Here is a 25353-nt window from a genome sequence, read left to right on the forward strand (position 1 = left end):
GCGTTCCCCTTTCCCAGGGACCCGCTAACCTAGGTGCCGGTTCCCCTTGGTCGGCACCTTTCACTCAATCGTGTGCCTAGATCGAGGGGACAGCTCCCACGATGCGGAGGGACTGGCCTTCATAGCCATCGAGACCGATGAAGAGTTCGCCCGATTCCGGCAAATCCCCAAAGATCGTGCCATGTAACATGTCGATCACGGGTCCGGTCTGGGCATGCTCCAGGGTGATGGTTTCCTCGACCCGATCTGGCCCAAAATTGAGCGCAGTCACCTGCAGCCCGCGTTGATCGGGCAGTTCATGCACCATCACGAGCAGGCTGTTGTTCTGCACGTCTGGAATGGCGATCTGCTTGGCCGCGAAGAGACCATGCGCCTGGCGCACAGCCAGCAGGTGCTTGAGCTCGTTGGCAAAGGACTTTGGATCTTCCAGCTGCTGATTAAGTGGACCGTAGAGCATACGCGCCCTGGGCAGCCCCGCGCTGGAGTGCTCGGCGCCCGGATTGACGTCGATCAGATCATAGGCGCCGCGCTCGATCCAACGCGTGTCGCCTTCGCTGGTGAGTTCACTCACCGATTCCGCCGGAAGCGGCAGGGCGCCGACCAAATCCCATCCCGACAGGGCGAAAACGCCGGGTTGGTAGGCGTTGTACATGACCAGCAGCAGGTGGATACGCTTGATCAGCTCCTTTTGCTCGGGCGTTATCGCACCGAGATCGCGGATGCCGAGCGCAGCGGTGATCACGCTAATAGTGGTGCAGGCGACGCCATTGGCCACAAAGCGCAGATTATAGGGTGCGGCTTCGCCCGTAAGCTTGAGGTAAAGGGTGTCGCGCAGATGCTCGCGCAGCAAGGACCCTGGCCAGGTCTGGCCTTCGAACACATAAGTGTCGTTGGCATGCTTGGTCCAGAAATGCACCAGTTCGAGCGTCAGCTCGTCATGGTTCTGCAGCGCGTGGATCAGCGAAGCTGGATCAATGCCAAATTCATGGACCGTGCGCAGCATCAGCCGCAGAAATTCCGTGCTGCCGGTCAGGACTGCGTGGTGGTAGGCGGGGCGGGTGATGAAGTCGTAGCTGAGATCAGCGCCTCCCTTTGACATTTCGGCGATGTCATCGACGGTCAGGTTGAGCTCCTGAAAGGAAAAGCCACCTGCTTTGCGCACCATGCCGGCAATGAGTTGGTTGCCAACAAGGGAAAGCGGATGGCCCTCGGACCAAGCCGTCTCGTTCTGCTGAACCTCCACACCAAGGAAGCCGTTCGCATCCAGCCGCAAGCCGCGCGCACCCAGAATATCGAGTGAATGCAGTGCGTCCCCGACAATCATTTGTGGGGCGGCAAAGGTTGGATCGAGCCAGTTGAGCGAAGGCTGGCCTTCCTTGAAATAGTGCAGATAAACCCAGCGCCGCGCTACGCCATCCACGCCCACGATCACGTCGGTGGCGCTCCAGTCGGTTTCCTTGACCCCTGGCTCGAAAAAGATCACGCGCCGGAGCTGGCCAACAATATAGCCCTTGCTCTTGAGTGCATCGACGCAGGAGGGGGACATATTGGCGGCGCGGCGACCCTCGGGAATATCGGGCAGCAGGTGCCAGTCTTCCTCGGGGATTTCCACCATGTGGTAGAGGCCGGGATAATCCCCATAGAACATTTCGGCCAAGCGGAAATCGGCGCCCTTGCCAGTATGGGCGGGGATGATGTCATCGATAACGATGGAATTGTAGGCGGCTGCCACCCGGCTCATGGCCACGAATTCGTCGAGCGTACCAAATTGCGGATCGATCTCGAAGCTGATGCGGTCGAAATTGCCGTCGACGGTTGGCGTCTTGACGCCGTCCCGAATGCCGCCGGCTTCCTTCATCGGGCCGGTATGTACGCCTTGCACGCCGATGGCTGCGAGCGACCGCCACAGCTCGGGATCGCCGAGCGTCGCCAATACGCTCTCGCCTTCGCGGGTGACGATCGCGGCGGGATAGGCGGTGAACCAGACCGAGGCCAACGCCGAAGCCGCGCGTGGCCGCGCTTCTGCATACGGATTGCGCCAGAACCGCCCTTGACCAGCATAGCGGCTGGCAAGCTTGCGGGCATTGTTGAGCATGGACTGTTCTAAGAGCCAGTCGATGTATTGCGGATCCGGTTTGTCCATATCTGGCCTGTTCGCTGGTCGGGCAATGATCTAGTGCGGGTTATGCTGTATGTCGGCTGAGCCTGAACGCTTCGGTCAAGCCGTCGTTGCCTTGATCTGGCAGAAAGCCACTAGCCTACCCTTCTCAGCGGCTCGACAAGGCTCCAGGCATCGGGGTCCTCGGCAAGTTCCTCAATGGTCGTCGCGTACTTTCGCCGCCAGTTAGGGTGCTCGGTGGAGGTGCCGGGCACATTGACCGGGGCGATGTCACCGGCCATGTCATCAAGTTGCGTGACCAGCAGCATCGACTTGGTCATGCCGAGAAACTGGTGAGCTTCACGGGCAAAGAGCTTAGCTGGGACATCAGCTATCTCCGGCGCTGGGCTGAACAATCCAGCCTGCGTGAAGGCCTCGAGGATGTTTAAGCGCTCCCGGTCGCGCCTTTCTTGCTGGCTGCGCGTTTCCTCCTCGGTTCCATAAAGCCCCAAGCTGTCCTTCAAAGTGATGTCGTTCCCTTCCCACCACGCCTCAAGCGTCGGCAGATCGTGACTGCCGGTCACCGCCAGCGCCAGTTCGGGGTATTGGTCCGGCGGCACAAACTTGCCGGTTTGGAAATCCTGCTCAAAAAACAGCACGCGGTAGGACAAGATGTTGGCAGCGGCGAGTTGTTCGCGGAAGCCGGGCGGCACGGTGCCGAGATCTTCCCCGACAACCAGGCATTGCTGCCGCTGGGATTCCAGCGCCAAAACCCCAATCAGATCATCGAGGGGAAAGCTCACATAAGCGCCTTCCGCTGAACTCTTGCCCTCGGGGATGCAATAAAGACGGGCAAGGCCCATCACATGGTCGATTCGCAGGCCGCCGGCATGGGCCATGTTGGAGCGGATCAACTCGGTAAAGCTTTTATAGCCTTCGCTCTTAAGCGCAATTGGATCAAATGGCGGCAGGCCCCAATTCTGCCCGGCGGGATTGAAGATATCGGGCGGAGCGCCCACCAAGGTGCTCTGCAGGAAGGCGGGCGGATTTGCCCAGGTTTCCGCACCGGAGCGATCACATCCCACCGCCAGGTCTCGATAAAGGCCGATAGCCATGCCCTGCCGGCGGGCTTCCTCGGCTGCCCTCGCTAGCTGTTCATCGGCGAGGAACTGGAGATAGATCTGGAAGTCCAATTCAGCCTCGTGCTCGCGTGCGAACTGCATTTGTGCTGGCGAGCCGGCGATCTGCATGTCGGTCGGCCAGTCCTGCCAGCTGGCTTGCGACGGGTTCTCGCTGGCAAAATGTTGTCGCATGACCTGAAACAAGGCTACGCGTTCAAGGCTTTCGCCCTTTTCTGCGCGGAAGGCGCCCATCGCGTTTTTGCGCTCGGCACTGCCTGCTTTCGTGAAGCTCTCAAAGACGAGCTGCAGTGCCTCGAGCTTAAGCGCGGTTACTGCAGTGTAATCGACCAGCTTTGTGGCGCGGCAGTCGCCCAGGCGCCGCTGGAAATCGGCCGATTCCACCAAGGTTTGCGCCGCTTCGGACTGGCCGAACTCAGGCACCGCCAGCACGTCGATATAAAGGGGGTTCAGATAAAGCCGCGTTGCGGGTGAATAAGGGCTTGCAGCTTCAGGATCGTCCAAGAACATCTGGTGCAGGGGGTTGAGCCCGATCACGGCACAACCGCGAGGTCCAGCGACCTTGATCAGCTCTTGCAAGTCTGAAAAATCGCCGATGCCCCAGTTTGCGGCTGAACGCAGCAGATAAAGCTGCACAGCAATACCCCAATAACCCGTCGCCGTTTTTGGGGGCAACCAGCAGCGACCGGGGCTGACGATGAGGTTTGCCTCCGCACTTATTTCTGGAAGTTGCAAGCGGTGGTATCCGAATGGCAGGTCGGGAATGCGCAAGCTGACCTTGCCCTGGCGCGAAGCAGCGAAGGAATCGGCGACGCCGCTGATCTCCTTCCCGTCCTCCAGCACGACTTGCCAAGCGAGCTGGTCAGTGCCGGCCGGGAGCTTGACCTCGAGCGCGCACACGCCGTCTTGCGGCGTTACGACAATGCTGGCGGGGAGGGGGCGTGCGGCGGCTTCGTGATCGAATTGCTCAAGTGCGGTCTGGGCTTCAGCCTCATCGGCGACTGAAACGCCCATGCTCGCGAGCAGAAGCTGAATTGTTGCCGCGGATACCGATATGTGGCGCCCTAGCGCGTCCTCGAATTGCACCCCGATGCCGTAACGCTGTGCGAGTTGTTCCAGCGCAGACCGCGCTTCGTGATGGTCGTTGGACATCGGTTCTCCTCATCGACGTACAGGACGTCGGGCAGCAACAAACTACCTAGCGTCCTCTACGGCTACGGCAATCTGCCAGCGGCGCGTTTGTTCCTCACCGACCACCTGCAGTGGTTAGGTCCGGGTCCACCCGCGGTCAGCGGGTTTTGCCGTAGGCGTCACTAAACTTCTGACAAGAAAGCGAAACTAAACCACAGATTGAAGCATTTGGTCCGCAATCATGCCGGAAGTGGGGACATCATGCTGCTCGACAATAAAAAGGCTAAGCCCAGCAAGGCTCGAGTGGCAACCGCTCAGCCGGTGAGCGCTCCCCGACAGGTGGATGCCGGCGATCAGGAATTGTTCCGGCTGGCTGCCAACCGGGTAGCCATCGAAGGGATCGTGCCCGAGATTGATGGCGGCCGTTTCCCCGCCAAGAGCGTGGTGGGCGAAGAGGTGGTGATCGAGGCTGATATTTTCAGCGATGGTCATGACACGATCGACGCGGCCCTGCTGTATCGCCCGGCGGGAACCGAAGCCTGGTTTGAACAGCCCATGGAGTTCGTCGAGAACGACCGCTGGCGCACGACGATCGCCTTTCCCGAGAACCGGTTGTACGAGTTCACCCTTGCCGGCTGGCGGGACCTTTATGGCAGCTGGCGCAAGGAGATCGCCAAAAAGCACGCTGCGGGCATTGATGTCAGCCTGGAACTTGAGGAGGGGCGTCGCCTGCTCGATGTCGCACAGCGCTCAGACCGGGCCAGCGATGCTGAAAGGCGGGAACTGTCCGGCGTGTTGGTGGCATACACAGCGCTGCAGAACAATCCCGAGCGCCTGGCGCTATTGAGTTCCGATGCTGTGGCCGACGTGATGCAGCGCGCCGCTGCGCGAACCAATTTCAGCCAGTATGAGCGCGTGCTCGAGATCTTCGTTGATCGCAAGGTCGCTGCGTTCGGCGCTTGGTATGAGCTCTTTCCGCGCTCGCAGTCGGGCAGTCCGGACCGGCACGGTACCTTTGACGATGTGATCGCGCGGCTACCCTATATCCGCGATCTGGGCTTTGACGTGCTGTACTTCCCGCCCATCCACCCGATCGGGCAAACCAACAAGAAGGGCAAGAACAATAGCCTGAGTGCGACCGTCGAGGACCCCGGCAGCCCCTATGCCATTGGATCGGCGGATGGCGGTCATGAGGCAATCGAGCCCAAGCTTGGCACGTTCGAGGATTTCGACCGGCTGGTTGCAGCTGCCGCCGAGTATGATCTTGAGATCGCGCTCGATTTCGCCATCCAGTGTTCCCCCGATCACCCCTGGATCAAGTCGCATCCCGAATGGTTCGACTGGCGTCCGGACGGCTCGATCAAATATGCCGAGAACCCGCCCAAGAAGTACGAGGACATCGTCAACGTCCACTTCTATCGCGATGCGATTCCAAGCCTCTGGCATGAGCTGCGCGACATCGTGCTGCTTTGGGTGGATCATGGCGTCCGCATCTTTCGCGTCGACAATCCCCACACCAAGCCCTTCCCGTTCTGGGAATGGCTTATCGCCGAGGTGCGCGCCAAGGATCCAGGCGTCATCTTCCTTTCGGAAGCTTTCACCCGCCCCAAGGTGATGAAGCGGCTGGCCAAGGTCGGCTTCAGCCAGAGCTATTCATATTTCACCTGGCGCAATGTGAAGTGGGAGCTCGAGCAATATCTCACCGAGCTAACCCAGGAGGAGTGCCGCCATTATATGCGGCCCAATTTCTTCACCACCACCCACGACATCAACCCCCGCTATCTGCAGGGAAGCGGCCGGCCGGGTTTCCAGACCCGGCTGATCCTGGGCGCGACGCTGGGGGCCAGCTACGGCGTATATAACGGTTTTGAGATCTGCGAGTCCGAGCCGGTTCCGGGCAAGGAGGAGTATCTCAACTCCGAGAAATACGAGATCCGCGCCTGGGACTTCGACAAGCCTGACAACATCAAATGGGACATTGCCTTCATCAACCGGCTGCGCCGCGAGCACAAGGCGCTCCAGGAGTTTACGAGCCTGGCTTTCTATAACGCCTGGAACGACAACATCCTGTGTTACGGCAAGCGCACCGCCGACCGTTCGGACTTCCTGCTGTTCCATGTGTGCCTTGACCCGCACAACCAGCAGGGCGCCGATTTCGAGTTGCCGCTATGGGAATTCGGCCTTCCCGACGATGCCTCGATCGAGGTCGAGGACATGGTAACGGGGCATCACTTCACCTGGCACGGCAAGTACCAGCACATCCATCTTGATCCATTCTACAAGCCATACGCCATCTGGCGTCTGATCGCGCCGGGGGCACCGCGATGAACGCCCCGACAGCGCCGATGGCTTCGCCCATTCCCACGCTCTTTTCCCCCGATGGGCAACTGGTTTCGGCCATCACCGGCGAGGGCAAGACACAGCTTGAATCCGTGACCCTGCCGGCATTCCTGCCGTTCCAGCGTTGGTTCGGCGCCAAGGATAGCACGATCACTGGCGTCAGCCTTTCCCCGCTGGGGGAACTCGAGCCCGGCGCTCACGCCCTGGTTGCCGCCGATGTTGCCGTCGGGGGAGAAACGCAGCGCTACCTGCTGCCGCTTTCAGCAGTGTGGAGCGATTTGGGCCGGGGTAGTGCCGGCTCGGCCGCACCCCCGGTGCTCGCTAATATCAACAGCGACTCCAGGTCCGGTGTGCTGATCGATGGTGCGCTTGACGGCGGCTTTGCCAAGGCATTGCTGCAAGCCTTACGCGAGCAGAACATCATGAGCACGGCAACTGGGGAGGTCGTGTTTTCCGCAAGCGAAACCTTACAGGCCAGCGGCGATGTCGGCGAGCCACGGCCGCTCGGCGCGGAGCAAAGCAATGTTTCGATCGCGTTTGGTAACACCATCATCCTCAAGCTCTACCGCCGGTTGCGCTCGGGTGAGCAGCCCGATGTTGAAGTGGCGCGGTTCCTGACCGCTGTCGGACAGTTTGCCAATACGCCTGAATTCCTGGGCGAAATCCAACATCGTCCGACTTCGGGTGAGGCAACGACGCTCGCCGCCGTGTTCGCCTATGTCCCCAACCAGGGTGACGCCTGGGCGGCGGTAACCAATGCCTTGACCGAGAGCCTGTTGGACGGCGCGGCTGACGACGGCAACTGGATCGGCGCTATCCTGGGGCAGCGCACGGCGGAAATGCACAAAGCCTTCGCCGTGGATACAAACGAGGCCGATTTCCGTGTCGAGCAGTTGGCCGGATCTGACATTACCGGTTGGGCCGCCGAAGCGGTCGCCGAAGCACACGATCTTCTCGACCGTCTCGAGCAGAACCTGCCCAGCCTCCCGGGCGCGGCCCGCGCGATAGCCGAGGAGATTCTCAGCAAGCGCGAACTGCTGATCGAGCGCATCGAGGCTGGCTCAGAGATGGCACCCTCGGGTGGGCGCTCGCGCATTCACGGCGATTACCATCTCGGCCAGGTCCTGGTGACCGGGCGCGACGTGATGATCATCGATTTTGAAGGCGAGCCCAAGCGCAGCCTGCCCGAGCGCCGGGCAAAGTCATCCCCCCTGCGTGATGTCGCCGGCATGCTGCGCTCGTTCCATTACGCCGCCTGGACTGCCCTCAGCCGCTACCAAGCCGAAACGGGCAGCCTGCCTGATGGGGTGCGGACACGGGTCGAGGATTGGCGCCGCGGCATCAGCGCTGACTTCGTCGCGGCATACGAAACCAGCGTGGCTGGTGCCTCGAGCTTTCCGCCCGACCCAGCCCTGGCCAAGGCTTTGACTGAAATGTTCCTGCTGCAAAAGGCTATCTACGAGGTTGGCTACGAGTTGGCGAACCGGCCCGCCTGGGTGGAAATTCCCCTCAGTGGCATCCAAGACCTCCTGAGTGAAGGCTGAACCCGTGGACAATCCGATGAACCAAGACACTGCGCGGCCGTCAGCCTATCCTGGCGATGTCGAAGCGATCGTGCGGGGGCGGCATGGTAATCCCTTTGCCACGCTGGGCATGCAGGGAGGCGATAGCGAGCCCCTTGCCGTCAATGTCTTTGCCCCCCAGGCCGGGCAAGTTGAGGTGGTGGATAGCGCTACTGGCGAGAAGGTCGCCAAGCTCGAACGCATCCACCCTGAAGGGTTCTTTTCGGGGTTCATCGCGGACCGCAACGAACGCTTTGCTTATCGGCTTGCCATGTCGGCCGGCGAATTTGCCTGGGAAGCCGAAGACCCCTATCGCTTCCCGCCCATCCTGGGTGAGATGGACGAATACCTGCTGGGCGAAGGGCGCCATTTCCGCCTCTACGAAAGACTGGGGGCCCATCCAACAGTTCTGGAAGGGATAGACGGGGTTGCCTTCGCCGTTTGGGCGCCCAATGCCTCGCGCGTCAGCGTCGTGGGTGAGTTCAACGCCTGGGACGGGCGACGCCACCCCATGCGCAAGCGCATCGGCGTCGGAATCTGGGAACTGTTTATCCCGGGTCTGGAGAAGGGCGCCGTCTACAAATACGAGATCATCGGTGCTCATGGCGAGCGGCTGCCGCTCAAGGCCGACCCGCTGTCCTTTTACCAGGAGCATCCACCCGCGACTGCTTCGGTCGTGCACGGCCTGCCCGAACATGACTGGCAGGACGGCGAGTGGATGGGCAACCGCGCGGGGCGTCAGGATTTATCGGCCCCGATGTCGATCTACGAGATGCATCTGGGCTCCTGGCGAACGGGAGGGGACGGCGAGGCGCTCGACTACGACGCCATTGCCGACCAGCTCGCTGACTACCTGACCGATATGGGCTTTACCCATGTTGAACTGATGCCGGTCACCGAGCATCCATTTGGCGGATCCTGGGGGTACCAACCTGTGGGCCTGTTCGCCCCCACGAGCCGCTTTGGCACGCCGGAAGGTTTTGCGCGCTTCGTGGACCGTTTGCATGCGGCCGGCATTGGCGTCTTGATGGATTGGGTACCCGCACATTTCCCGTCCGACGCCCATGGCCTCGTCCGGTTCGACGGCACCGCGCTTTACGAGCATGAAGATCCCCGGCTGGGCTTTCATCGCGACTGGAATACGCTGATCTACAATTTCGGCCGCAACGAGGTGGCCAATTTCCTTGAGGCCAGTGCTTTGTTCTGGCTCGACCGCTACCATATCGATGGTCTGCGCGTGGATGCGGTCGCATCCATGCTTTACCTCGATTATTCCCGCGAGGCGGGCGAATGGATTCCCAACAAGTTCGGCGGAAACGAAAATCTCGAAGCCATCGCCTTTCTCAAGGAAACCAATACCCGCGCCTATGAGCTCAACCCGGGCTCGCAGACCATTGCCGAGGAATCCACCGCTTTTCCCAAGGTCAGCCGCCCCATTTATGACGGGGGCCTCGGCTTTGGCTACAAATGGAACATGGGGTGGATGCACGATACGCTCCACTATATGCAGCTCGATCCCATCTATCGCCGGCATCACCAGGGTGAGATGACCTTCGGGCTGCACTACGCCTATACCGAGAACTTCGTGCTGCCGTTGAGCCACGACGAGGTCGTTTACGGCAAGGGGTCACTCCTGGGCAAAATGCCGGGCGACCGCTGGCAGAAATTTGCCAATCTGCGCGCCTATCTTGCCTTTATGTGGACCCACCCGGGCAAGAAGCTCCTGTTCATGGGCGGCGAGTTCGGCCAGGAGCGGGAGTGGAACCACGATCAGTCGCTCGACTGGCATCTGCTCGAAGATCCCATGCACAAGGGCGTGCAGTCGCTGGTGCGGGACCTCAATCATACCTATCGCAACCATCCGGCGCTGCACCAGCTCGATGCCGACCCCGAGGGGTTTGAATGGATCGACGCCAGCGATGCCGAGGGCAGCGTCTTTATCTATCTGCGCAAGGGGCGCGATGGGGTGCCGCCGGTGGTCATTGCCTGCAACATGACGCCGGCAGTGCGCTCCGATTATCGGGTGGGGGTGCCGCAAGGTGGAAGCTGGGGCGAGATTTTGAACTCGGATTCAGAAGTCTATGGCGGCTCCAATGTCGGCAATGGCGGCCATATCAATGCTGAAGACGTCAGCTGGCACGGCCGGCCGGCATCCCTGCGGCTCACCTTGCCGCCGCTCGCCGCCATTCTGCTGACGCCGAACGATCCGCCGGCATAAGAGCCGGCGGGAGTCACACCATCTGGATGGGGGCAGCCTGCGCCGTCAGCGTTGAGACAAAGCGCTTGGTCCGTTCAGAGGCGGGACTGCCGAACACCTGTTGCGCCAGGCCTGCCTCGACGACCTCCCCGGCCTCGATGAACACCACATTGGAGGCTATGGTGGCGGCAAGGCGCAGGTCATGGGTGGCCATCAGCATGGTCGTGCCTTCCCGCGCCAACTGAGCCAGGACCTCCACGACCTCGCCTGCCAGCTGCGGATCGAGCGCGGAAGTGGGCTCGTCGCACAACAAGACCTTCGGGGTGGGCGCAAGGGCACGGGCAATGGCAACGCGTTGCTGCTGCCCGCCCGATAGGCTGGACGGCCAAGCATCTGCCTTTGAAGCCATGCCAACTTTTTCGAGCAGTTCGAGACCGCGCTGACGCGCCTGGTCGGGGGGCCATTTCAGCACGGTCAGCAGTCCCTCCATCACATTTCCCAGCGCGGTAAAATGGGGAAACAGCTGGAAGTTCTGGAACACCATGCCGGTCTTGCGCCGCAGCGCCAGGACGGCTTTGCGTTCCACCTTGATCCCAGGCCCAAAATGGATGACGGCATCATCGATGCGGACATCGCCCGCTTGCGGCATTTCCAGCAGATTGACGCAGCGCAACAATGTGCTCTTGCCACTGCCCGACGGGCCGATCAGCGCTGTAACGCTGCCTTCGGGGACGGCCACGCTGACGCCCTTGAGCACCTCAGCATCGCCAAAGCTCTTGTGGATGTTTTCGAGCGTGATCACGCGCCAGCCTCGATGAAACCGCCATAGCGGGAAAAGCGTCGCTCCACTCTGGCCTGCAGGCTCGACAATACCGAGCTGACAACAAGATAGATCAGGGCCACCTCAACATAAAGAATGAGCGGCTCGTAGCTAGTCGCGACGATGCGCTGGCCGGCGCGGAACAGCTCGGGCACGGTGATGGCGGCCGCCAGCGATGTGTCCTTCACCAGCGAGATAAAGGTGTTGGACAGCGGGGGAATGGCTACCCGCGTTGCCTGGGGCAGGATGGCGCGGCGCATGGCCTGGGGCCAGGTCATGCCGATCGAATAGGCGGCTTCCCACTGCCCCTTGGGCACCGACAGCAGGACGGCCCGGATGATCTCGGACGTATAGGCGCCGACATTGAGGGTGAAGCCGATCAACGCGGCGGGAAACGCATCAAGCACGATGCCGATGCTGGGCAAGCCGTAAAAAATCAGGAACAGCTGCACCAGCAACGGCGTGCCGCGGATGATCCACACATAGAATTTGACCAGTGCGACCACCGGGCGCGGCCCGAACAGCCGGGCGATGGCGGCAAGAAAACCCAGGCTCAGGCCCAAGATAAACGACAGCAGCGTCAGCGGGATGGTGAACAGCAGGCATGCCCAAAGCAGCGAGGGCAGGGAGTCCAGCATCAAGGAAAGCCAGGGCGGCATCGCGGGGTTTCCGTCAACAAAAAAGGACCGGCCGAACCGGGCCGATCCTTTCACACAATATCGGAGAAAGTTTACTGGGAAACGTCTTCGCCGAAATACTTCTGGGAAATTTCGGCATAGGTGCCGTCGGCCTTGATCTCCTCCAGTGCCGCATTGATGGCGGCCAGCAGTTCGGGCCGGTTCTTGGCCAGCAGCACGCCAGAGAAATCGGCATCTTCGGCCTCGGCGACGATCTTCACTTCGGCATCGGGCTGCTGCTTCTTGAAGTCGTAAAAGGAAAGGCTATCATTGATGGTGGCATCGGCACGGCCCTGGGTCACGAGCGCGATCGACTGGTCGAACCCTTCGGTGGGCACCAGCTCAGCGCCATATTGCTGCGCCAGCTTACCGAAATTGCTGGTCAGCGTCTGGGCCGAGCGCTTGCCGGAGAGATCCTCGAAGCTCGTGATGTCGGTATTGTCCTCGCGCACAACCAGCACGGCCTTGGAGGCGATATAGGGCTCGGAGAAGTCGTATTTGGCCTGCCGTTCGGCATTGATGCCGACCTGGTTGATGACAACGTCATAGCGATTGGCGTCGATGCCGGCGATGAGGCCGTCCCAGGGACCTTCCACAAATTGCGGCTCGACCCCAATATGCTCGGCGATGGCCCGGCCGATCTCGACATCAAAGCCCACCAGTTCCCCGCTCGCGTCATGGAAGGTGAAGGGGGCATAGGTGCCTTCGGTGCCGATGCGCAGCGCACCCGCCTGCTTGACCGCATCGAGGTCCGTCTGCGCCCATACCGGCGTGGCCACCGCCATCAAACCGACAGCAACAAGCACTTTAGCGAGCTTCATCTTCTTCTCCTGGCTGGCCGGTTCCTGTTGAGGCCCGGATTTGGTGAGGCAAACTGCGCCCAAGCCCGCCCGGTTTCAACTAGTTGAATGGATGTTTTCTTCCCGAAGCCACGCAGAGTGCTCCCATGCTCCGCTTGGCTCCATGGCTGGTTTTTCGGTGTTCCAGCTGGCGGCTGAAGAACAATTATGTGCCCCGCTGGCGATACTCGGGGGTGTGAAGCGGGCAAGTCAGTTTGTTCGCCCCTGACGCCCGCTTCGGCTCCTAAGCGAAGAGCTTACTTGAGGCTGGCAGTCCAGACATCGAGAGCCTCGTCTCGACGCGGCTGCCAGTCGATGCGATTGGACACGCCATAGAAGTCAGGCTGGAAGTACATAAAGATCCAAGGCGCATCGTCATGGAAGATCTTGAGCATCTCGTCGACGATGCGACGTTCCTCGACCGGGTCACGTAGACCCGACAGGCTGTCCCAACGTGTTTGCCACTCCTGGTTGAACCAGTTGCCGGTATTGACCGGAGCATCGCGCGAGGGGAAAAGCGACATGTCGTAGATGGCACTCCAGGTTGCGCCGCCCTGACCAATGAAGAACATGGGACCCGCGCGGTGCTCGCGCGCCATGGGCGAGAATATCGTCATGTCCATCAGGTCATTGGTGGTTTCGACACCTACATCGCTGAGATACTGCGCCAGAGCCTGCTGCACCTGGCCATCCTGCAGATAGCGACCCTGCGGGCCCTGCATCTGGACGGTGAAGCGCACTCCATCCTCGCCACGCGGATAGCCGGCGGCATCGAGCATGGCTTCGGCTTGGTCGGGGTCATAGGGATAGGGCTCGACCTGAGGATTGCCCAGATTGGCCGGCCCATTGGCCCGCACGCAATCGGTGCTGAGCAATTGCTTGCAGATGGTGGGAACATCCACCGCCATGTTGAGCGCGCGGCGCACTTCCACCTTCTTGAAGGCTTCCCCTACGGGGGTGCCATCGAAAGCGCCCGAGAAATTGAAGCCCGCGAACATGCGGCGGGTGCCGGCCACCGAGACCACCTGCGCCTGGCCTGAATTGTTGACGGTTTCCATCTGGTCAGGCGGGATGTTGACCGCGATGTCGACCTGTCCGGCCAGGAGCTCGGCGGTGCGGGTGCTGGATTCGGGAATGACGCGGAACACCACGTTTTCAAACGGCACTTCACTCAGGGTCCAGTTTTCGTTGCGGGTGAGCACGACGCGGTCGGCGCGCACCCATTCCACGAGCTTGTAGGGACCTGAGGCGACGGGGGAACCGGCCGCTTCCTCCACGCTCATTTTCTCGTAGCTGTCCTTGCAGTGAATTAGGATGCGGGCAGCCATGCCGGGTACGGTTGAGGAGTAGCCCTTGACCTGCAACACGGCAGTGGTCGCGTCTTCGGCGCGCGCACCCACATAGCCGATCGAGGAATAAACAAAGCCGGGCGTATGGCCGATGAACTTGTTGGCCGGATCAGCCGCGCGGGTAAAGGAATAGGCCACGTCCTCGGCGTCAAGCGTTTCCCCGTCCTCGCATTTGAGGCCTGGTCGGATCTTGAAGCTGAGTTCATTGCCCGCTTCGTTCCACTCATAGCTTTCTGCTAAATTAGGTACGATCTCACCTTCGCGGGTGATGCTGAGCAATGTGCCCCATAGCGCCGTGGCCACATTGAGCGAGGCCGATTGGTTGAGCATGTCGGGCTCAAGCGATTCCACATCGACGGACTGTGCGACCACCAGGGTATCGGGGTCTTGCTGAGCAAAGGCAGGCAGGCAAGTCGCAGCCAAGGCGAGGGCGCATAGGCTAACCGTTTTACGCATGCAAAGTCCTTTCAGAGGAGGAGGAGAGGCGTTCCTTTAGCTTGGATACTTGCTGAGCATGCCAGCAGGCAGGATCTGCATAATTGTAGACTGTATTACAAGATATAGATATACAGAGGGCGCCATTGCCTTGCTGTCAAGGGAGGCAGGAGTGCTCGAATGCGGAAATTGTCGGCAAATGAGCACGCGGCGCAGCGCTCCCCAGCACCGATGACCCGGACGGGCATAACAAGTTAAGCAACGGAGAGCCTGCCCATGAGCCATGCCATCACCTTGTCCAGCCCGCCCGATGTGTTCCCCGCCGCCAGCTACGAGCATGTCTCGATCGCAGGCGACTTTGCCTTCGTAGCCGGCCAGGTAGCTCGGGACGAAGCCGGGCAATGGGTCGGCATTGGCGATGCGGGCGCACAGGCAGCGCAGGTATACCGCAATATCGGACGCATCCTCGCCCATATCGGCGCGACCCCGCGTGACGTGGTCAAGATCATGGTGTTTCTCACGGACCGGGCTGACGCACCCGCAGTTACCGCCGAGCGCAAGAAGTTCTTTGGCGAGCATCGTCCACCCCATAGCGGTATCATCATCGGCGGCCTGGGCTCGCCCGAAGTAAAGGTGGAAGTCGAGGTCATCGTCTACCTGCCCAAGGCTAGTTCATAAGCTACGGCACCTTCTGGAGGGCTTGGGGAATCGTCCGATGCCTGACAAACTTGTGTCAGCGCGGCACAATGTTGTAGGAGCGCTAACCCTATCGCGCGGAATGCAGCCTCTGGTGCTGCTGCAAAACTCGTGCATGGACTAGTTTCCCGAAACAGCACCGACTGCGGAGAATGAGCGTGCACGGCGATACAGTCCGGCTGGACCTCCCCCAGCCCAAGCGCATTTCACTCTCGGAAAGCGTCGCCGACACCATTGCCGAGGCCATCGCCACGCGGATCATTTCGCCCGGTGAGCGGATCGTGGAAACTACGCTGGTGGAAAAGCTCGGCGTCAGCCGCGTGCCCATCCGCGAAGCCCTCAAGGTCCTGCATGCTCAGGGGATCATCAGCGGTGGCGGGCATCGCGGCTATCGCGTTGCCGCGTTCGGCGCTGATGTGACGCAGCAGATCATGGAAGTTCGCCTGAGCCTCGAAAGCTTCATGCTGCGCGACGCCATTGATAACTGGCGGCAGGGCAAGGGGAGCCCCGCCGATCTGGAGCCCTGCATCGAGCAGATGCGCGCCTCAGCCAAGGCGGGGAGTCTGCGCAATTCCCTCATCGCCGATCTCGAGTTCCACCGGGTGATCCGTCAGGCAGCCGATAACCCCATCGTTGGCACGCTCTGGGACACCATCGCGCGCCATGTGCTGATCGTCTTCAACTTCGAGCGCTTCCGCGATGAAGACCTGGATGCGATTCCCAAGCAGCACGAAGAGTTTCTCGCCTGGATCAAGGCCGAGGTTGCCAAGCCTGACACCGCCTTTGTCCAAATCCAGACTGCACTCGAAAACCACATGCTGCTCATTGCCCGCACCAAGCGGCAGGCTGCCGTCTCCATCTCTCGCTGAGCCTAGCGCCCCCGAAGTCTGCTGGAGCCGGCGTTTGCCCTGTTGCTAGATTGTATACTGTATGACAAGGTCGGTGGTGTCGGCGCTCGCCGATGCGATCTTCTGGCAACGGCATAGGCTTACATGTACCGAATTGGTGTCGACGTAGGTGGCACGTTCACCGATTTCACCCTGCTCAACGATGCAAGCGGCGAGATCCATTTCTTCAAGACTCCTTCCACCCCGCACGACCCGTCCGAAGCCATCGAGATTGGCCTTCGCGGTGTGCTCGAAGCCAACAAGGTTGCCCCGGCTGATGTGAGCTATCTCGGGCACGGGACAACGGTGGCTACAAATATCGTCATCGAGCGGCGCGGTGCGCGCACGGGGCTCATGACCACCAAGGGCTTCCGCGATGTGCTCGAACTGGGCCGCCAAGCGCGCCCCTCGATCTATGACTATCGCGTGGAAAAACCCCCGGTCCTGATCCCGCGTGACCGCCGCGTCGAAGTGCTCGAACGGGTCGGCCCTGATGGCGAGATCCTGACCGAACTCGATGAGGCCTCTCTGCGCACGGCAGTGCTCCGTCTGGCTGAACTCGGGGTGGAAAGCGTGGCGATCTGCTTTCTGCACAGCTATCGGCGGCCCGAGCATGAAGCAAGCGCCAAGGCCATTGTGCAGCAATTGCTGCCCAATGCTTATGTTACTCTGTCCTCAGAAATCCTGCCCGAATTCCGCGAGTTCGAGCGGATGTCCACCGTGGCGGTCAATGCCTTTGTCGGCCCGAAAATGGGCGCGTATCTCGAGCGCTTCCGCAACCGGGTGCGTGATGTCGGTATCCCCGTGCAGCCCTATACAATCCATTCAAATGGCGGACTGATGTCGGCCGACACGGTATATGCCAATCCGGTCCGGACCTGCGTTTCAGGCCCTGCCGCCGGTGTGGTGGGGGCCGCTGAGATCGGGCGGATCGCCGGGCTTCCCAACCTCATCACCTTCGATGTGGGCGGCACCTCGACCGACGTTTCGCTGATCGATGATGCCACCCCGCTGTTCACCAGCGCGCGGCTGGTGGCCGGCTATCCCGTCAAAACGCCGATGCTCGATATTCATGTGATAGGCGCGGGCGGCGGCTCCATTGCCGCGATCGACGATGCCGGCTCGATGAAGGTCGGGCCACGCTCGGCCGGCGCCGCGCCGGGTCCGGTGGCTTACGGGCGGGGCGGCACCGAGCCCACCATTACCGATGCCAATCTGTGCCTCGGCCGGCTCGATGCCAATACGCTGCTGGGCGGGCGCATGCAGATCGACCTGGAAGCGGCCCGCACCGCTATTCGCGACGCCATCGCCATTCCGCTTGGCTTGTCGCTCGAGGCGGCGGCACTCGGTATTATCCAGATTGCCAACGCCAATATGAGCCGTGCCATCCGCTCGGTTTCGGTGGAAAAGGGCTATGACATGGGCGAATTTGCCCTATGCGCCTTTGGCGGAGCCGGTCCTCTGCATGCAGCCGAAGTGGCGGTGGAATGTGGACTGCCGCGCATTCTCATTCCCCGCGAGCCGGGCACGGTCTGCGCCCGCGGCATGCTGCTGACCGATCTGAGCTCCGATTATGTGCGCAGCTATTTCGCCGATGCCTCGCGCGACAGCCTGGGGCAGGTCATCGGCCTCTTTGAAGCCATGATGGCGGAAGGCGAAGCCTGGCTCGACAGCGAAGGCGTGCCAGCCGGCAATCGCCGCTTCAAGCGGGTGCTGGATGCGCGTTATCGCGGGCAGAACTTTGAGGTGAAGGTCGATTGCGATGGCATCGGCCCCGATGACCTGCCCGAACTCGAAGAGCGCTTCCATGCCGCTCACACTAAGGAATATGGCTACGCCATCCGGCATCGTGCCATCCAGTTCGTGTCGGCGCGCCTGCAGGCAATCGGGGAGGTGGCCAAGGCGCCCCAAGCGGAAGTGGCCGGCGGCAGCAGCCTTGTGGCGGCTCAAGCAGGGTCGCGGCCGGTTTACTTCGATGCGGGCCATGGCTGGGTCGAGACCCCCATCTATCGCCGCGGCGACCTGCCCGCCCAAACCGACATCGCCGGTCCTGCCATCATCAATGAAATGAGCGCGACGTCGCTGATCCTGCCCGGGCAGACCGTGTGCGCCGACCGCTGGGGCAATCTGATCGTGAGCACCAATAAATGAACCATCAAGCCGACCACATTGCCGATGCCATCCAGATGGAAGTGTTCTCCAATCGGCTCCTCGCGATTGCCGAGGACATGGGTTCGATCCTGATCCGCTCGTCCTTTTCGTCCAACATCAAGGAGCGGCGCGACTGCTCAACGGCACTCTTTGACGCCAAGGGGCGCCTCATCACCCAGGCCGACCATATTCCCATCCATCTGGGGGCCATGATCGGTGCCGTGGAAGCAATGCTGGCACGCTATCCCCTCGCGGCCATGCAGCCTGGCGACGCCTTTATCGCCAATGATCCCTATTTGGCCGGCGGCAGCCACCTGCCCGATATTTCGATCATCACGCCGGTCCACCAGGATGGCGAGGTCAAGTTCTTTTGCGGCAACATTGCCCACCACGCCGATGTGGGTGGCAAGACGCCCGGTTCCACGTCCGGCACTTCGCGATCGATCTTTGAGGAAGGCATTCGCCTGCCCATCATCCGCATTGCCCGGGGCGGAGAGATCGACGAGGATCTCCTCGAGCTCATCGCCCACAACACGCGCGATCCTGAAGAGCGGCTGCTTGATCTGCGCACCCAGATCGGCACCAATGTGCGCGGCGGCGCCATGCTGGTGCAACTGATCGAGCGCATGGGCAGGCCGGCGGTGGAACAGGCCATCGAGGATATCCTGACCTATACGCGCCGGCGGCTGCGCAACCGCGTCGCCGATCTTCCCGATGGCATTTATCGGTTCGAGCGTGCCATGGATGATGACGGTTTTCCGGGCGACCCCGTGCCCATCGTGTGCACCGCCACCATTGCAGGGGATCGGCTTTCCTTCGACTTTTCTGGCTCCGGCCCCCAGGCGCGCGGCGCCATCAACCTGCCCGACAGCGCCCTCAAGGCTTCCATCTATTATTGCGTCAAGGCGGTTCTAGATCCCGGCTTGATGCCCAACCAGGGCATCATCGACCCCATCGTGATCACCGCGCCCGCCGGCACCATCGTCAATCCCAAGGCGCCCGCGGCGGTGGCGGGGCGCGCCGTTACTTCCAATCGCCTTTGCGGCGCGGTGTTCGGGGCGCTCTACCAGGCCATGCCGGCTGAGCGGGTGATGGCCTCGTGCAATGATTCCACCTCGGCGGTTTCCGTCTCGGGCTGGCATTCAGGCCGTGGCGCGACCTATGTTTATCCCGAAAGCATGGGCGGGGGCGCCGGGGCCTTTGCCGATCGTGATGGCATGGATGCGGTGCATGTTCATACCGTCAACTCCACCAATTTGCCCGCCGAAGCGCTCGAGCTCGAATATCCGCTGCTGCTCGAGGAATACTGCCTTGTGCCCGATAGCGGCGGGGCGGGGCGCCATCGCGGCGGCATGGGCATGGCGCGCCAGCTGCGGGTGCGCGAGGATAACACGACCTTTTCAGCACGTTCGGACGCTCACATCATCCCCGCGCCCGGCGCTGCCGGCGGCAAGCCGTCCAACACAACGCGCATCCTGCGCAATCCCGGCACGCCAGAGGAGGAGGCGCTCCATTCCAAGGCCTCCGGCCTTGTTCTGGCAGCGGGCGAGGTGATCCGCGTCGAAACCCTCGGGGGTGGCGGCTATGGCGATCCTGCCGAACGCTCGCTTGCTGCGCTGGCGCGCGATCTGCGCGAAGAAAAGATCACGCGGGCGGCCGCCGAACGCGATTATGGCGCCGAACGGGTGCGCCAGGCACTGGAACAAGGAGAAGCGGCATGAGGCTGCAGGGCATGGTGGCCGTGATGACGGGTGCCGCAGGCGGGATGGGCCGCTCGACGGCGCTGCTGTTTGCCAACGAAGGCGCCAAGGTCGTAGTCGGGGATGTGGACGCCGAAGGGGGCGCTGCCCTGATGGCAGAAGCGCAAGCCAGCAATCTGGCGATCAGCTTTCTGCGCACCGATGTGTCGGTTGAAGCCGATGTTGCCGCACTGGTGGCAAAGGCTGAGGCCGATCATGGCAAGCTCGATACGATCTTCAACAATGCCGGCATCGAGCAACCGGTGACGCCCTCCGACGAGATCAGCGAGGCGCTGTTCGAGCGGGTGATCGACATCAATCTCAAGGGCTGCTTTTTCGGCTGCAAGCATGCCATTCCAGCGTTGCTGCGCAATGGCGGCGGGACGATCGTCAACAATTCCTCGGTGAGTGCCTTTGCCAATGTGGGCGGCAATCTCTCCTATGCGGCGTCAAAGGGCGGGATCATGTCGATGACGCGCGTGATCGCCATCGAATATGCCAGCCGCAATATTCGCTGCAACGCCATCAATCCGGGCGTGATCGACACCGGCATGAACCAGCGTAACCTCGAAAAAGCCCTGGACAAAGAAGCACTTGAGCAGAAGTGGCGCTCGATCACGCCGCTTGGGCGAATGGGGACGGGCGATGAGATCGGCGAAGCGGTACTGTTTTTGGCATCGCAGCAATCCTCCTTCGTGACGGGGATCGGGCTCGTGATCGATGGCGGAAGGATCGCGACCTGATGGGCAAGCTCGATGGCAAGGTGACGGTGGTGACCGGCGCGGCGCGCGGGCTGGGGCGGGCGGTGGCCCGGCTTTATGCCCTGGAGGGCGCGGTGGTCTATGCCCTTGATATGCTTGAAGAAGAGGTGGCGACGCTGGCCGAAGAGCCCGGCGATCTGCGGCCGCGGCGCATGGATGTGACCGATGCTGGGGACGTCGCGGCGACGCTGGCGGCGATCGAGGCGGAGGCCGGGCGGATCGATGTTCTGGTCAACAATGCCGGGATCATCTTTTTCAAGCCGGTGGAAAATGTCGAGGTCGCAGAATGGGATAGGCTGCTTGCCGTCAATCTGCGCGGCCCGTTCCTCTGCGTGAAGGCAGTGGCGCCGGGAATGAAGCAGCGGCGCAGCGGAGCGATCATCAATGTTTCGAGCAATGCCGGGGTGGTCGGGGGCCTGGATGAATCGACCTATTGCGCCTCCAAGTTCGGGCTCGAAGGATTGTCGCGCGCGCTGGCTAAGGAGTTCGAAACATTCAATGTTTCGGTGAATACCATCACGCCTGGCCACCCGATGCATACGGCCATGAGTGAGGTGACCTATAGCGAAGAAACCCGCAAGATCTGGAAGGATCCAATGGAGCTGGCCCCCGCTTTTGTGCGTCTGGCACTGCAGGATGCGGGCGGTATCCACGACCAGCGCATCCGCGCCTGGGACCTGGTACAGGAGCTGGAAGCGGCAAAAGCCACAAAACAGCCATGATGATGAACGCGTTCTGAACCGATTGTCAGCTCCGGGCTTTGGCCCGGAGTTTTCGTTTGCAGGAGCCGTTCAGGCGCTCGCGGTGACGCGATGGGTGCCGCCCTTTTCGGACTGGCTGGTGACGGTCACTGTGCCGCCGGCGGGCAGCCGTACGAGCCACTCGACGGGCTTGGCATTGGCGGTCCATTGCTGACCCCATGGCGACCACGGATAGAGGCGCTCATTGCGTCCGGCGAGATTGCCGAGCTCGGCGGTCTGGGGGTTCATCACCAGCTCACCGCCATCAACCGCGATGGTGACACTGACCGGCTTGGCGACCTTGTTGGCGATAGCGACGTCGGACAGGTTCGAGGGCAGGTAGCCGTGGTTGGAAATAACGGCCCGTACCTTGAAGAGGTCGGTGCCGACCGGGGTAAGGCTGAGATCATCGATCTTGACCTGCGGAGCGGCGGCGGCGTGCTTGAGATTGAACAGCACATTCTGGCGCACCATCTCCTCGAGCAGATTGCCCGGGGGATTGCGGTAGCTCCAGATATTGACCATGCCGCCGATCTCGATTGGCCCCAGTTGGGGGTGATCGAAGGCCTTCCAGTCCCGCCAGCCTTTGTCGGCCATGTTGGCCTTGACGTAGTCATAGACCTTTTGCTGGACCTCTTCATTGCGCGGATAGAGATTGTAATAGCCTTCCTTGGGCACGCCCGCGGTGCGCTCGAGATCCCATAGCTCGGTGCCAAAGGAGATGATGCCCATCTCCTCATAGGTCCAGTCCATCAAGCCGCCGCGCCGCACCACCGATTTGTCGGGGGTGAATTCCTCGTAGATCGACACGGTTGGGTAGCCGGTGAGCTCGGTGCCGACCTTCCCGATCTCCTTGTAGAGATTGATGTCGCGCGCGCTCATGGCGCTGTCGGGCTTGGTCATGGAGGGGCGCAGAATGATGCCGCCATGGGTGTGGTAGGCGCACATCCCGCAAATATTGGGATGGTCGAGGATGAACTTGGCCATGCCGAAGGCTTCGGGCTCGGACAAGGGATGGCTGCCCGCGCCGTATTCCTGGGGCGACCAGTGGGTGGGGAAGTTGCGGTTCATGTTGCCGTCGAACGGCTTTTCGACGGGGACGTTGACGCCGTCATAGTTGCGCACCGTGCCTTCGGGGTAGAGGCGGAAATATTGCCCGCCTTCTTCGCCCGGCTTGCGCTGCACCATAATGTCGGGATTAGCGGCGCTTTTCTTCCATTCGCCCTTGGGATCGGGGACGCGCATCCAGACGATATAACCATCGCCATCGATGTCTTCGGGGATCAAACCTTCCAGCCGATCCGCGCCCGGCATGAAGCGGCCATTGCCGCACCAGTTGTAGTAGGGCGGCACGAGGGAGAGCTCGGCCCCGTCGGGATTGATGCGCGGCAGGATATAGAACACCTGAGTGTCGACGAGCCGGGTGGCTTCCTCGTCCCGGCCGTAATTGGTCAGCAGGTGCCAGACCGCATAAAGGGCCGCCGCGGAGGTCGCGTGTTCCTCGGCATGGATCTGGCCGTCGATATAATAGCCGGGCTTTTCGGCGGCAGGACCGGTCTTGGGATTGGAGATCTCGATCATCCAGACATCGCGCCCGGCAAAGCTCTTGGCCAGCGAAGTCATCTTGGCCAGTTCAGGATGGGCGCCGACCAGCGCATGCAGGCGCTCGGTCATCTCGTCATAGGTGTAGTAGCGGTCGAACTTGACGTCGAGATCGGTCATCAGAGGGTGCTCACAGGGACGAATGAACCGGGCGGGGGCGCGGTGCGGATACAGGCGCTGAACTGGCCGGGCGACACCTCCACAAGGGGCGGCACGACCTTGGCGCATTCGGGGATGGCCATGGGGCAGCGGGTGCGGAAGACGCAGCCCGAAGGCGGGTTGATCGGGCTCGGAATATCGCCCTTGAGAATGATGCGATCCTTGCGCTGGGTGATATCGGGGTTGGGAACAGCCGAGAGCAGCGCCTTGGTGTAGGGATGGTTGGGGGCGCGGTAGAGCGTGCGGGTGGGCGCGATCTCCATGATGCGCCCCAGATACATGACGATCACCCGGTCGCTGATATGCTCCACGACAGCCAGGTCGTGGGCGATGAACAGCATGGTCAGGTTGAACTTGGCCCTGAGGTCATCGAGCAGGTTGACGACCTGAGCCTGGATCGAAACGTCGAGCGCCGAAACCGGCTCGTCGGCGACGATGAAATCGGGTTCTACGGCGAGCGCCCGGGCAATGCCGATGCGCTGGCGCTGGCCGCCCGAAAACTCATGGGGGAAGCGGTCGAGATAATCGCCGGACAGCCCCACCTGCTGAAGCAGGGCGACAATGCGATCCTCCCGCTCAGCGGGCGTGCCGATCTTGTGGACGGCCAGGGCATGCCCCAGCACCGTGCGGATCTTTTCGCGCGGGTTGAGGCTGGCATAGGGGTCCTGGAAAACAATCTGCATGCGCTTGCGATAGCGCCGCATCTCGGGCTTGGAGAGCTTGGCGATGTCGGCGCCGTCGAAGTCGATCGTGCCCGAAGTGGGCTCGCCAAGGCGTAGCACGGTCCGCCCCACCGTGGTCTTGCCAGAACCGGATTCGCCCACCAGCCCGACCACTTCGCCGCGGCCGATAGAGAAGCTGACATCGTCCACCGCCTTAACATTGGTGACGACGCGGCTGAGCACTCCTCCGCGAATGGGAAAGTATTTCTTGAGGTTGCGCACCGCAAGTAGCGTGTCGCGTTTGGTGGCCGCCGCGCTGGGAGGGATCATCTCGTTCATGGTGCGGTGGCCTTGGTCTTGAGATCGAGTTCGCGCCAGCGCACGCAGCGCACCGAGCGGCCGCTGTCGAGCACTTCAAGGGGCGGTTCGGCGGCAGCGCAGCGCTCCTGGGCAAAGGCGCAGCGGGTGCGGAAGCGGCAACCGCCTGGCAGCTTGGTCAGGAGCGGCACATAGCCCGGAATGGTCTGGAGGCGCTGCTTTTCCTCGCTTTCGCCCATGCGCGGAATGGATTGCATGAGGCCCGACGTGTAGGGCATCAACGGCTTGGTGAAGATTTCCTCCACCGTGCCGGTCTCGACCACCTGACCGGCATACATCACCACGACCCGGTCAGCCATTTCGGCCACGACACCCAGATCATGGGTGATGAAGACGATGGCCATGCCCATCTTTTGTTGCAGATTGCGCATAAGATCGAGGATTTGCGCTTGGATGGTCACGTCGAGCGCCGTCGTGGGCTCATCGGCGATGAGGACGCTCGGCTCACAGGCGAGCGACATGGCGATCATGGCGCGCTGGCGCATGCCACCGCTCATCTCGTGGGGATATTGGGTGGCGCGCTTGGCGGGCTCGGGAATGCCTACGAGTTCGAGCATCTGTACGGCGCGTTTATGGGCATCGGCCTTGCTGAGCTTGTCGTGCTGCATGACGACTTCAGCGATCTGGGTGCCGATGGTGTGGACGGGATTGAGGCTCGTCATCGGCTCCTGAAAGATCATGCCGATATCGTTGCCGCGAATGGCGCGCATTTCGCGATCGGACAGGGACACCAGGTCCTTGCCGCGCAGCCGGATCGTGCCGCGCGAGATGCGGCCGATCTTTTTGGGCAGGAGGCGCATGATCGAGAGGCTGGTGACCGACTTGCCCGAGCCGGACTCCCCCACAATGGCGAGGGTTTCGCCGGCCTTGACGGTGAAGCTGACGCCATCGACGGCGCGCACATCCTGGCCCTCGCCCACGATAAACGAGGTCTGCAGATCGTCCACTTCCAGAAGCGGCGGTTGGGAAGAGAGCACCTGGCTCATGTAAA

Annotated in this window: 18 protein-coding genes; 9 read left to right on the forward strand and 9 right to left on the reverse strand. The window is 61.6% G+C overall.

What is annotated here, in order from left to right:
* Positions 1-76: 76 nt before the first annotated feature.
* Both treS and malQ read right to left on the reverse strand, forming a co-directional pair.
* Entirely contained in the window at positions 77-2143 is a 2067-nt protein-coding gene (gene treS / locus HRQ64_RS02145; protein WP_172121827.1) for a maltose alpha-D-glucosyltransferase, read from the reverse strand.
* A 110-nt stretch (positions 2144-2253) separates the two neighbouring features.
* Positions 2254-4389, reverse strand: a complete 2136-nt coding sequence (gene malQ / locus HRQ64_RS02150) for a 4-alpha-glucanotransferase (protein WP_172121828.1) — start codon at positions 4387-4389, stop codon at positions 2254-2256.
* Between the two features lie 240 nt (positions 4390-4629).
* Between malQ and HRQ64_RS02155 the strand changes: the two genes are divergently transcribed.
* Genes HRQ64_RS02155 through glgB form a run of 3 tightly spaced genes read left to right on the forward strand, consistent with a single transcriptional unit; the run spans position 4630 to position 10488 of the window.
* Positions 4630-6696 carry an alpha-1,4-glucan--maltose-1-phosphate maltosyltransferase gene (locus HRQ64_RS02155; RefSeq protein WP_172121829.1) on the forward strand — a complete coding sequence of 689 codons (2067 nt, stop codon included), beginning with the start codon at positions 4630-4632 and terminating at the stop codon, positions 6694-6696.
* On the forward strand, positions 6693-8252 hold the full coding sequence (locus HRQ64_RS02160; protein ID WP_172121830.1) for a putative maltokinase: 1560 nt from the start codon (positions 6693-6695) through the stop codon (positions 8250-8252). Before HRQ64_RS02155 ends, HRQ64_RS02160 begins: the two co-directional genes overlap by 4 nt.
* A 16-nt stretch (positions 8253-8268) precedes the next feature.
* Complete coding sequence (gene glgB, locus HRQ64_RS02165; RefSeq protein ID WP_172121831.1) at positions 8269-10488, forward strand: 1,4-alpha-glucan branching protein GlgB; 2220 nt, start codon at positions 8269-8271, stop codon at positions 10486-10488.
* Between the two features lie 13 nt (positions 10489-10501).
* On the opposite strand, the gene HRQ64_RS02170 is transcribed toward glgB, so the two are convergent.
* The 4 genes from HRQ64_RS02170 to HRQ64_RS02185 form a co-directional block, all read right to left on the reverse strand.
* The gene (locus HRQ64_RS02170) at positions 10502-11269 is read right to left on the reverse strand and encodes an amino acid ABC transporter ATP-binding protein (RefSeq protein WP_172121832.1); all 768 of its coding nucleotides are present in this window, start codon (positions 11267-11269) and stop codon (positions 10502-10504) included.
* On the reverse strand, positions 11266-11946 hold the full coding sequence (locus tag HRQ64_RS02175; protein ID WP_172121833.1) for an amino acid ABC transporter permease: 681 nt from the start codon (positions 11944-11946) through the stop codon (positions 11266-11268). The genes HRQ64_RS02170 and HRQ64_RS02175 overlap by 4 nt, the downstream gene beginning before the upstream one ends.
* Positions 11947-12017: 71 nt before the next feature.
* On the reverse strand, positions 12018-12749 hold the full coding sequence (locus tag HRQ64_RS02180; RefSeq protein WP_248305378.1) for an amino acid ABC transporter substrate-binding protein: 732 nt from the start codon (positions 12747-12749) through the stop codon (positions 12018-12020).
* A gap of 311 nt (positions 12750-13060) precedes the next feature.
* Positions 13061-14608, reverse strand: coding sequence for an ABC transporter substrate-binding protein (locus HRQ64_RS02185; RefSeq protein ID WP_172121834.1), 1548 nt, complete (start codon positions 14606-14608; stop codon positions 13061-13063).
* Between the two features lie 255 nt (positions 14609-14863).
* On the opposite strand from HRQ64_RS02185, the gene HRQ64_RS02190 reads away from it, so the two are divergent.
* From HRQ64_RS02190 to HRQ64_RS02215, 6 genes are all read left to right on the forward strand, one after another.
* Entirely contained in the window at positions 14864-15265 is a 402-nt protein-coding gene (locus HRQ64_RS02190) for a RidA family protein (RefSeq protein ID WP_172121835.1), read from the forward strand.
* Between the two features lie 176 nt (positions 15266-15441).
* The gene (locus HRQ64_RS02195) at positions 15442-16152 is read left to right on the forward strand and encodes a GntR family transcriptional regulator (RefSeq protein WP_172121836.1); all 711 of its coding nucleotides are present in this window, start codon (positions 15442-15444) and stop codon (positions 16150-16152) included.
* 123 nt (positions 16153-16275) lie between these two features.
* On the forward strand, positions 16276-18321 hold the full coding sequence (locus HRQ64_RS02200; protein WP_172121837.1) for a hydantoinase/oxoprolinase family protein: 2046 nt from the start codon (positions 16276-16278) through the stop codon (positions 18319-18321).
* The gene (locus tag HRQ64_RS02205; protein ID WP_172121838.1) at positions 18318-20042 is read left to right on the forward strand and encodes a hydantoinase B/oxoprolinase family protein; all 1725 of its coding nucleotides are present in this window, start codon (positions 18318-18320) and stop codon (positions 20040-20042) included. Before HRQ64_RS02200 ends, HRQ64_RS02205 begins: the two co-directional genes overlap by 4 nt.
* Complete coding sequence (locus HRQ64_RS02210) at positions 20039-20803, forward strand: SDR family NAD(P)-dependent oxidoreductase (protein ID WP_172121839.1); 765 nt, start codon at positions 20039-20041, stop codon at positions 20801-20803. The genes HRQ64_RS02205 and HRQ64_RS02210 overlap by 4 nt, the downstream gene beginning before the upstream one ends.
* Entirely contained in the window at positions 20803-21543 is a 741-nt protein-coding gene (locus HRQ64_RS02215) for an SDR family oxidoreductase (protein ID WP_172121840.1), read from the forward strand. The genes HRQ64_RS02210 and HRQ64_RS02215 overlap by 1 nt, the downstream gene beginning before the upstream one ends.
* Before the next feature lie 69 nt (positions 21544-21612).
* Here HRQ64_RS02215 and HRQ64_RS02220 read toward each other — a convergent pair whose 3' ends face one another.
* From HRQ64_RS02220 to HRQ64_RS02230, 3 genes are read right to left on the reverse strand one after another with little or no spacing between them, the layout of a single operon-like run.
* On the reverse strand, positions 21613-23283 hold the full coding sequence (locus HRQ64_RS02220; protein WP_172121841.1) for a M14 family metallopeptidase: 1671 nt from the start codon (positions 23281-23283) through the stop codon (positions 21613-21615).
* Positions 23283-24323 carry an ABC transporter ATP-binding protein gene (locus tag HRQ64_RS02225; RefSeq protein WP_172121842.1) on the reverse strand — a complete coding sequence of 347 codons (1041 nt, stop codon included), beginning with the start codon at positions 24321-24323 and terminating at the stop codon, positions 23283-23285. Before HRQ64_RS02225 ends, HRQ64_RS02220 begins: the two co-directional genes overlap by 1 nt.
* Positions 24320-25348 carry an ABC transporter ATP-binding protein gene (locus HRQ64_RS02230; protein ID WP_172121843.1) on the reverse strand — a complete coding sequence of 343 codons (1029 nt, stop codon included), beginning with the start codon at positions 25346-25348 and terminating at the stop codon, positions 24320-24322. The genes HRQ64_RS02225 and HRQ64_RS02230 overlap by 4 nt, the downstream gene beginning before the upstream one ends.
* Between the last annotated feature and the right edge of the window lie 5 nt (positions 25349-25353).

This window comes from Devosia sp. 919 (genome assembly GCF_013185965.1).
In the GTDB taxonomy this organism is placed as follows: Bacteria; Pseudomonadota; Alphaproteobacteria; order Rhizobiales; family Devosiaceae; genus Devosia.

What these genes read in the sequence shown, in the direction of transcription:
- treS (WP_172121827.1), bottom strand. Translation starts at nt 2,143, where the DNA reads ATGGACAAACCGGATCCGCAATACATCGACTGGCTCTTAGAACAGTCC.
- malQ (WP_172121828.1), bottom strand. Translation starts at nt 4,389, where the DNA reads ATGTCCAACGACCATCACGAAGCGCGGTCTGCGCTGGAACAACTCGCA.
- HRQ64_RS02155 (WP_172121829.1), top strand. Translation starts at nt 4,630, where the DNA reads ATGCTGCTCGACAATAAAAAGGCTAAGCCCAGCAAGGCTCGAGTGGCA.
- HRQ64_RS02160 (WP_172121830.1), top strand. Translation starts at nt 6,693, where the DNA reads ATGAACGCCCCGACAGCGCCGATGGCTTCGCCCATTCCCACGCTCTTT.
- glgB (WP_172121831.1), top strand. Translation starts at nt 8,269, where the DNA reads ATGAACCAAGACACTGCGCGGCCGTCAGCCTATCCTGGCGATGTCGAA.
- HRQ64_RS02175 (WP_172121833.1), bottom strand. Translation starts at nt 11,946, where the DNA reads ATGCCGCCCTGGCTTTCCTTGATGCTGGACTCCCTGCCCTCGCTGCTT.
- HRQ64_RS02180 (WP_248305378.1), bottom strand. Translation starts at nt 12,749, where the DNA reads ATGGCGGTGGCCACGCCGGTATGGGCGCAGACGGACCTCGATGCGGTC.
- HRQ64_RS02185 (WP_172121834.1), bottom strand. Translation starts at nt 14,608, where the DNA reads ATGCGTAAAACGGTTAGCCTATGCGCCCTCGCCTTGGCTGCGACTTGC.
- HRQ64_RS02190 (WP_172121835.1), top strand. Translation starts at nt 14,864, where the DNA reads ATGAGCCATGCCATCACCTTGTCCAGCCCGCCCGATGTGTTCCCCGCC.
- HRQ64_RS02200 (WP_172121837.1), top strand. Translation starts at nt 16,276, where the DNA reads ATGTACCGAATTGGTGTCGACGTAGGTGGCACGTTCACCGATTTCACC.
- HRQ64_RS02205 (WP_172121838.1), top strand. Translation starts at nt 18,318, where the DNA reads ATGAACCATCAAGCCGACCACATTGCCGATGCCATCCAGATGGAAGTG.
- HRQ64_RS02210 (WP_172121839.1), top strand. Translation starts at nt 20,039, where the DNA reads ATGAGGCTGCAGGGCATGGTGGCCGTGATGACGGGTGCCGCAGGCGGG.
- HRQ64_RS02215 (WP_172121840.1), top strand. Translation starts at nt 20,803, where the DNA reads ATGGGCAAGCTCGATGGCAAGGTGACGGTGGTGACCGGCGCGGCGCGC.
- HRQ64_RS02220 (WP_172121841.1), bottom strand. Translation starts at nt 23,283, where the DNA reads ATGACCGATCTCGACGTCAAGTTCGACCGCTACTACACCTATGACGAG.
- HRQ64_RS02225 (WP_172121842.1), bottom strand. Translation starts at nt 24,323, where the DNA reads ATGAACGAGATGATCCCTCCCAGCGCGGCGGCCACCAAACGCGACACG.
- HRQ64_RS02230 (WP_172121843.1), bottom strand. Translation starts at nt 25,348, where the DNA reads ATGAGCCAGGTGCTCTCTTCCCAACCGCCGCTTCTGGAAGTGGACGAT.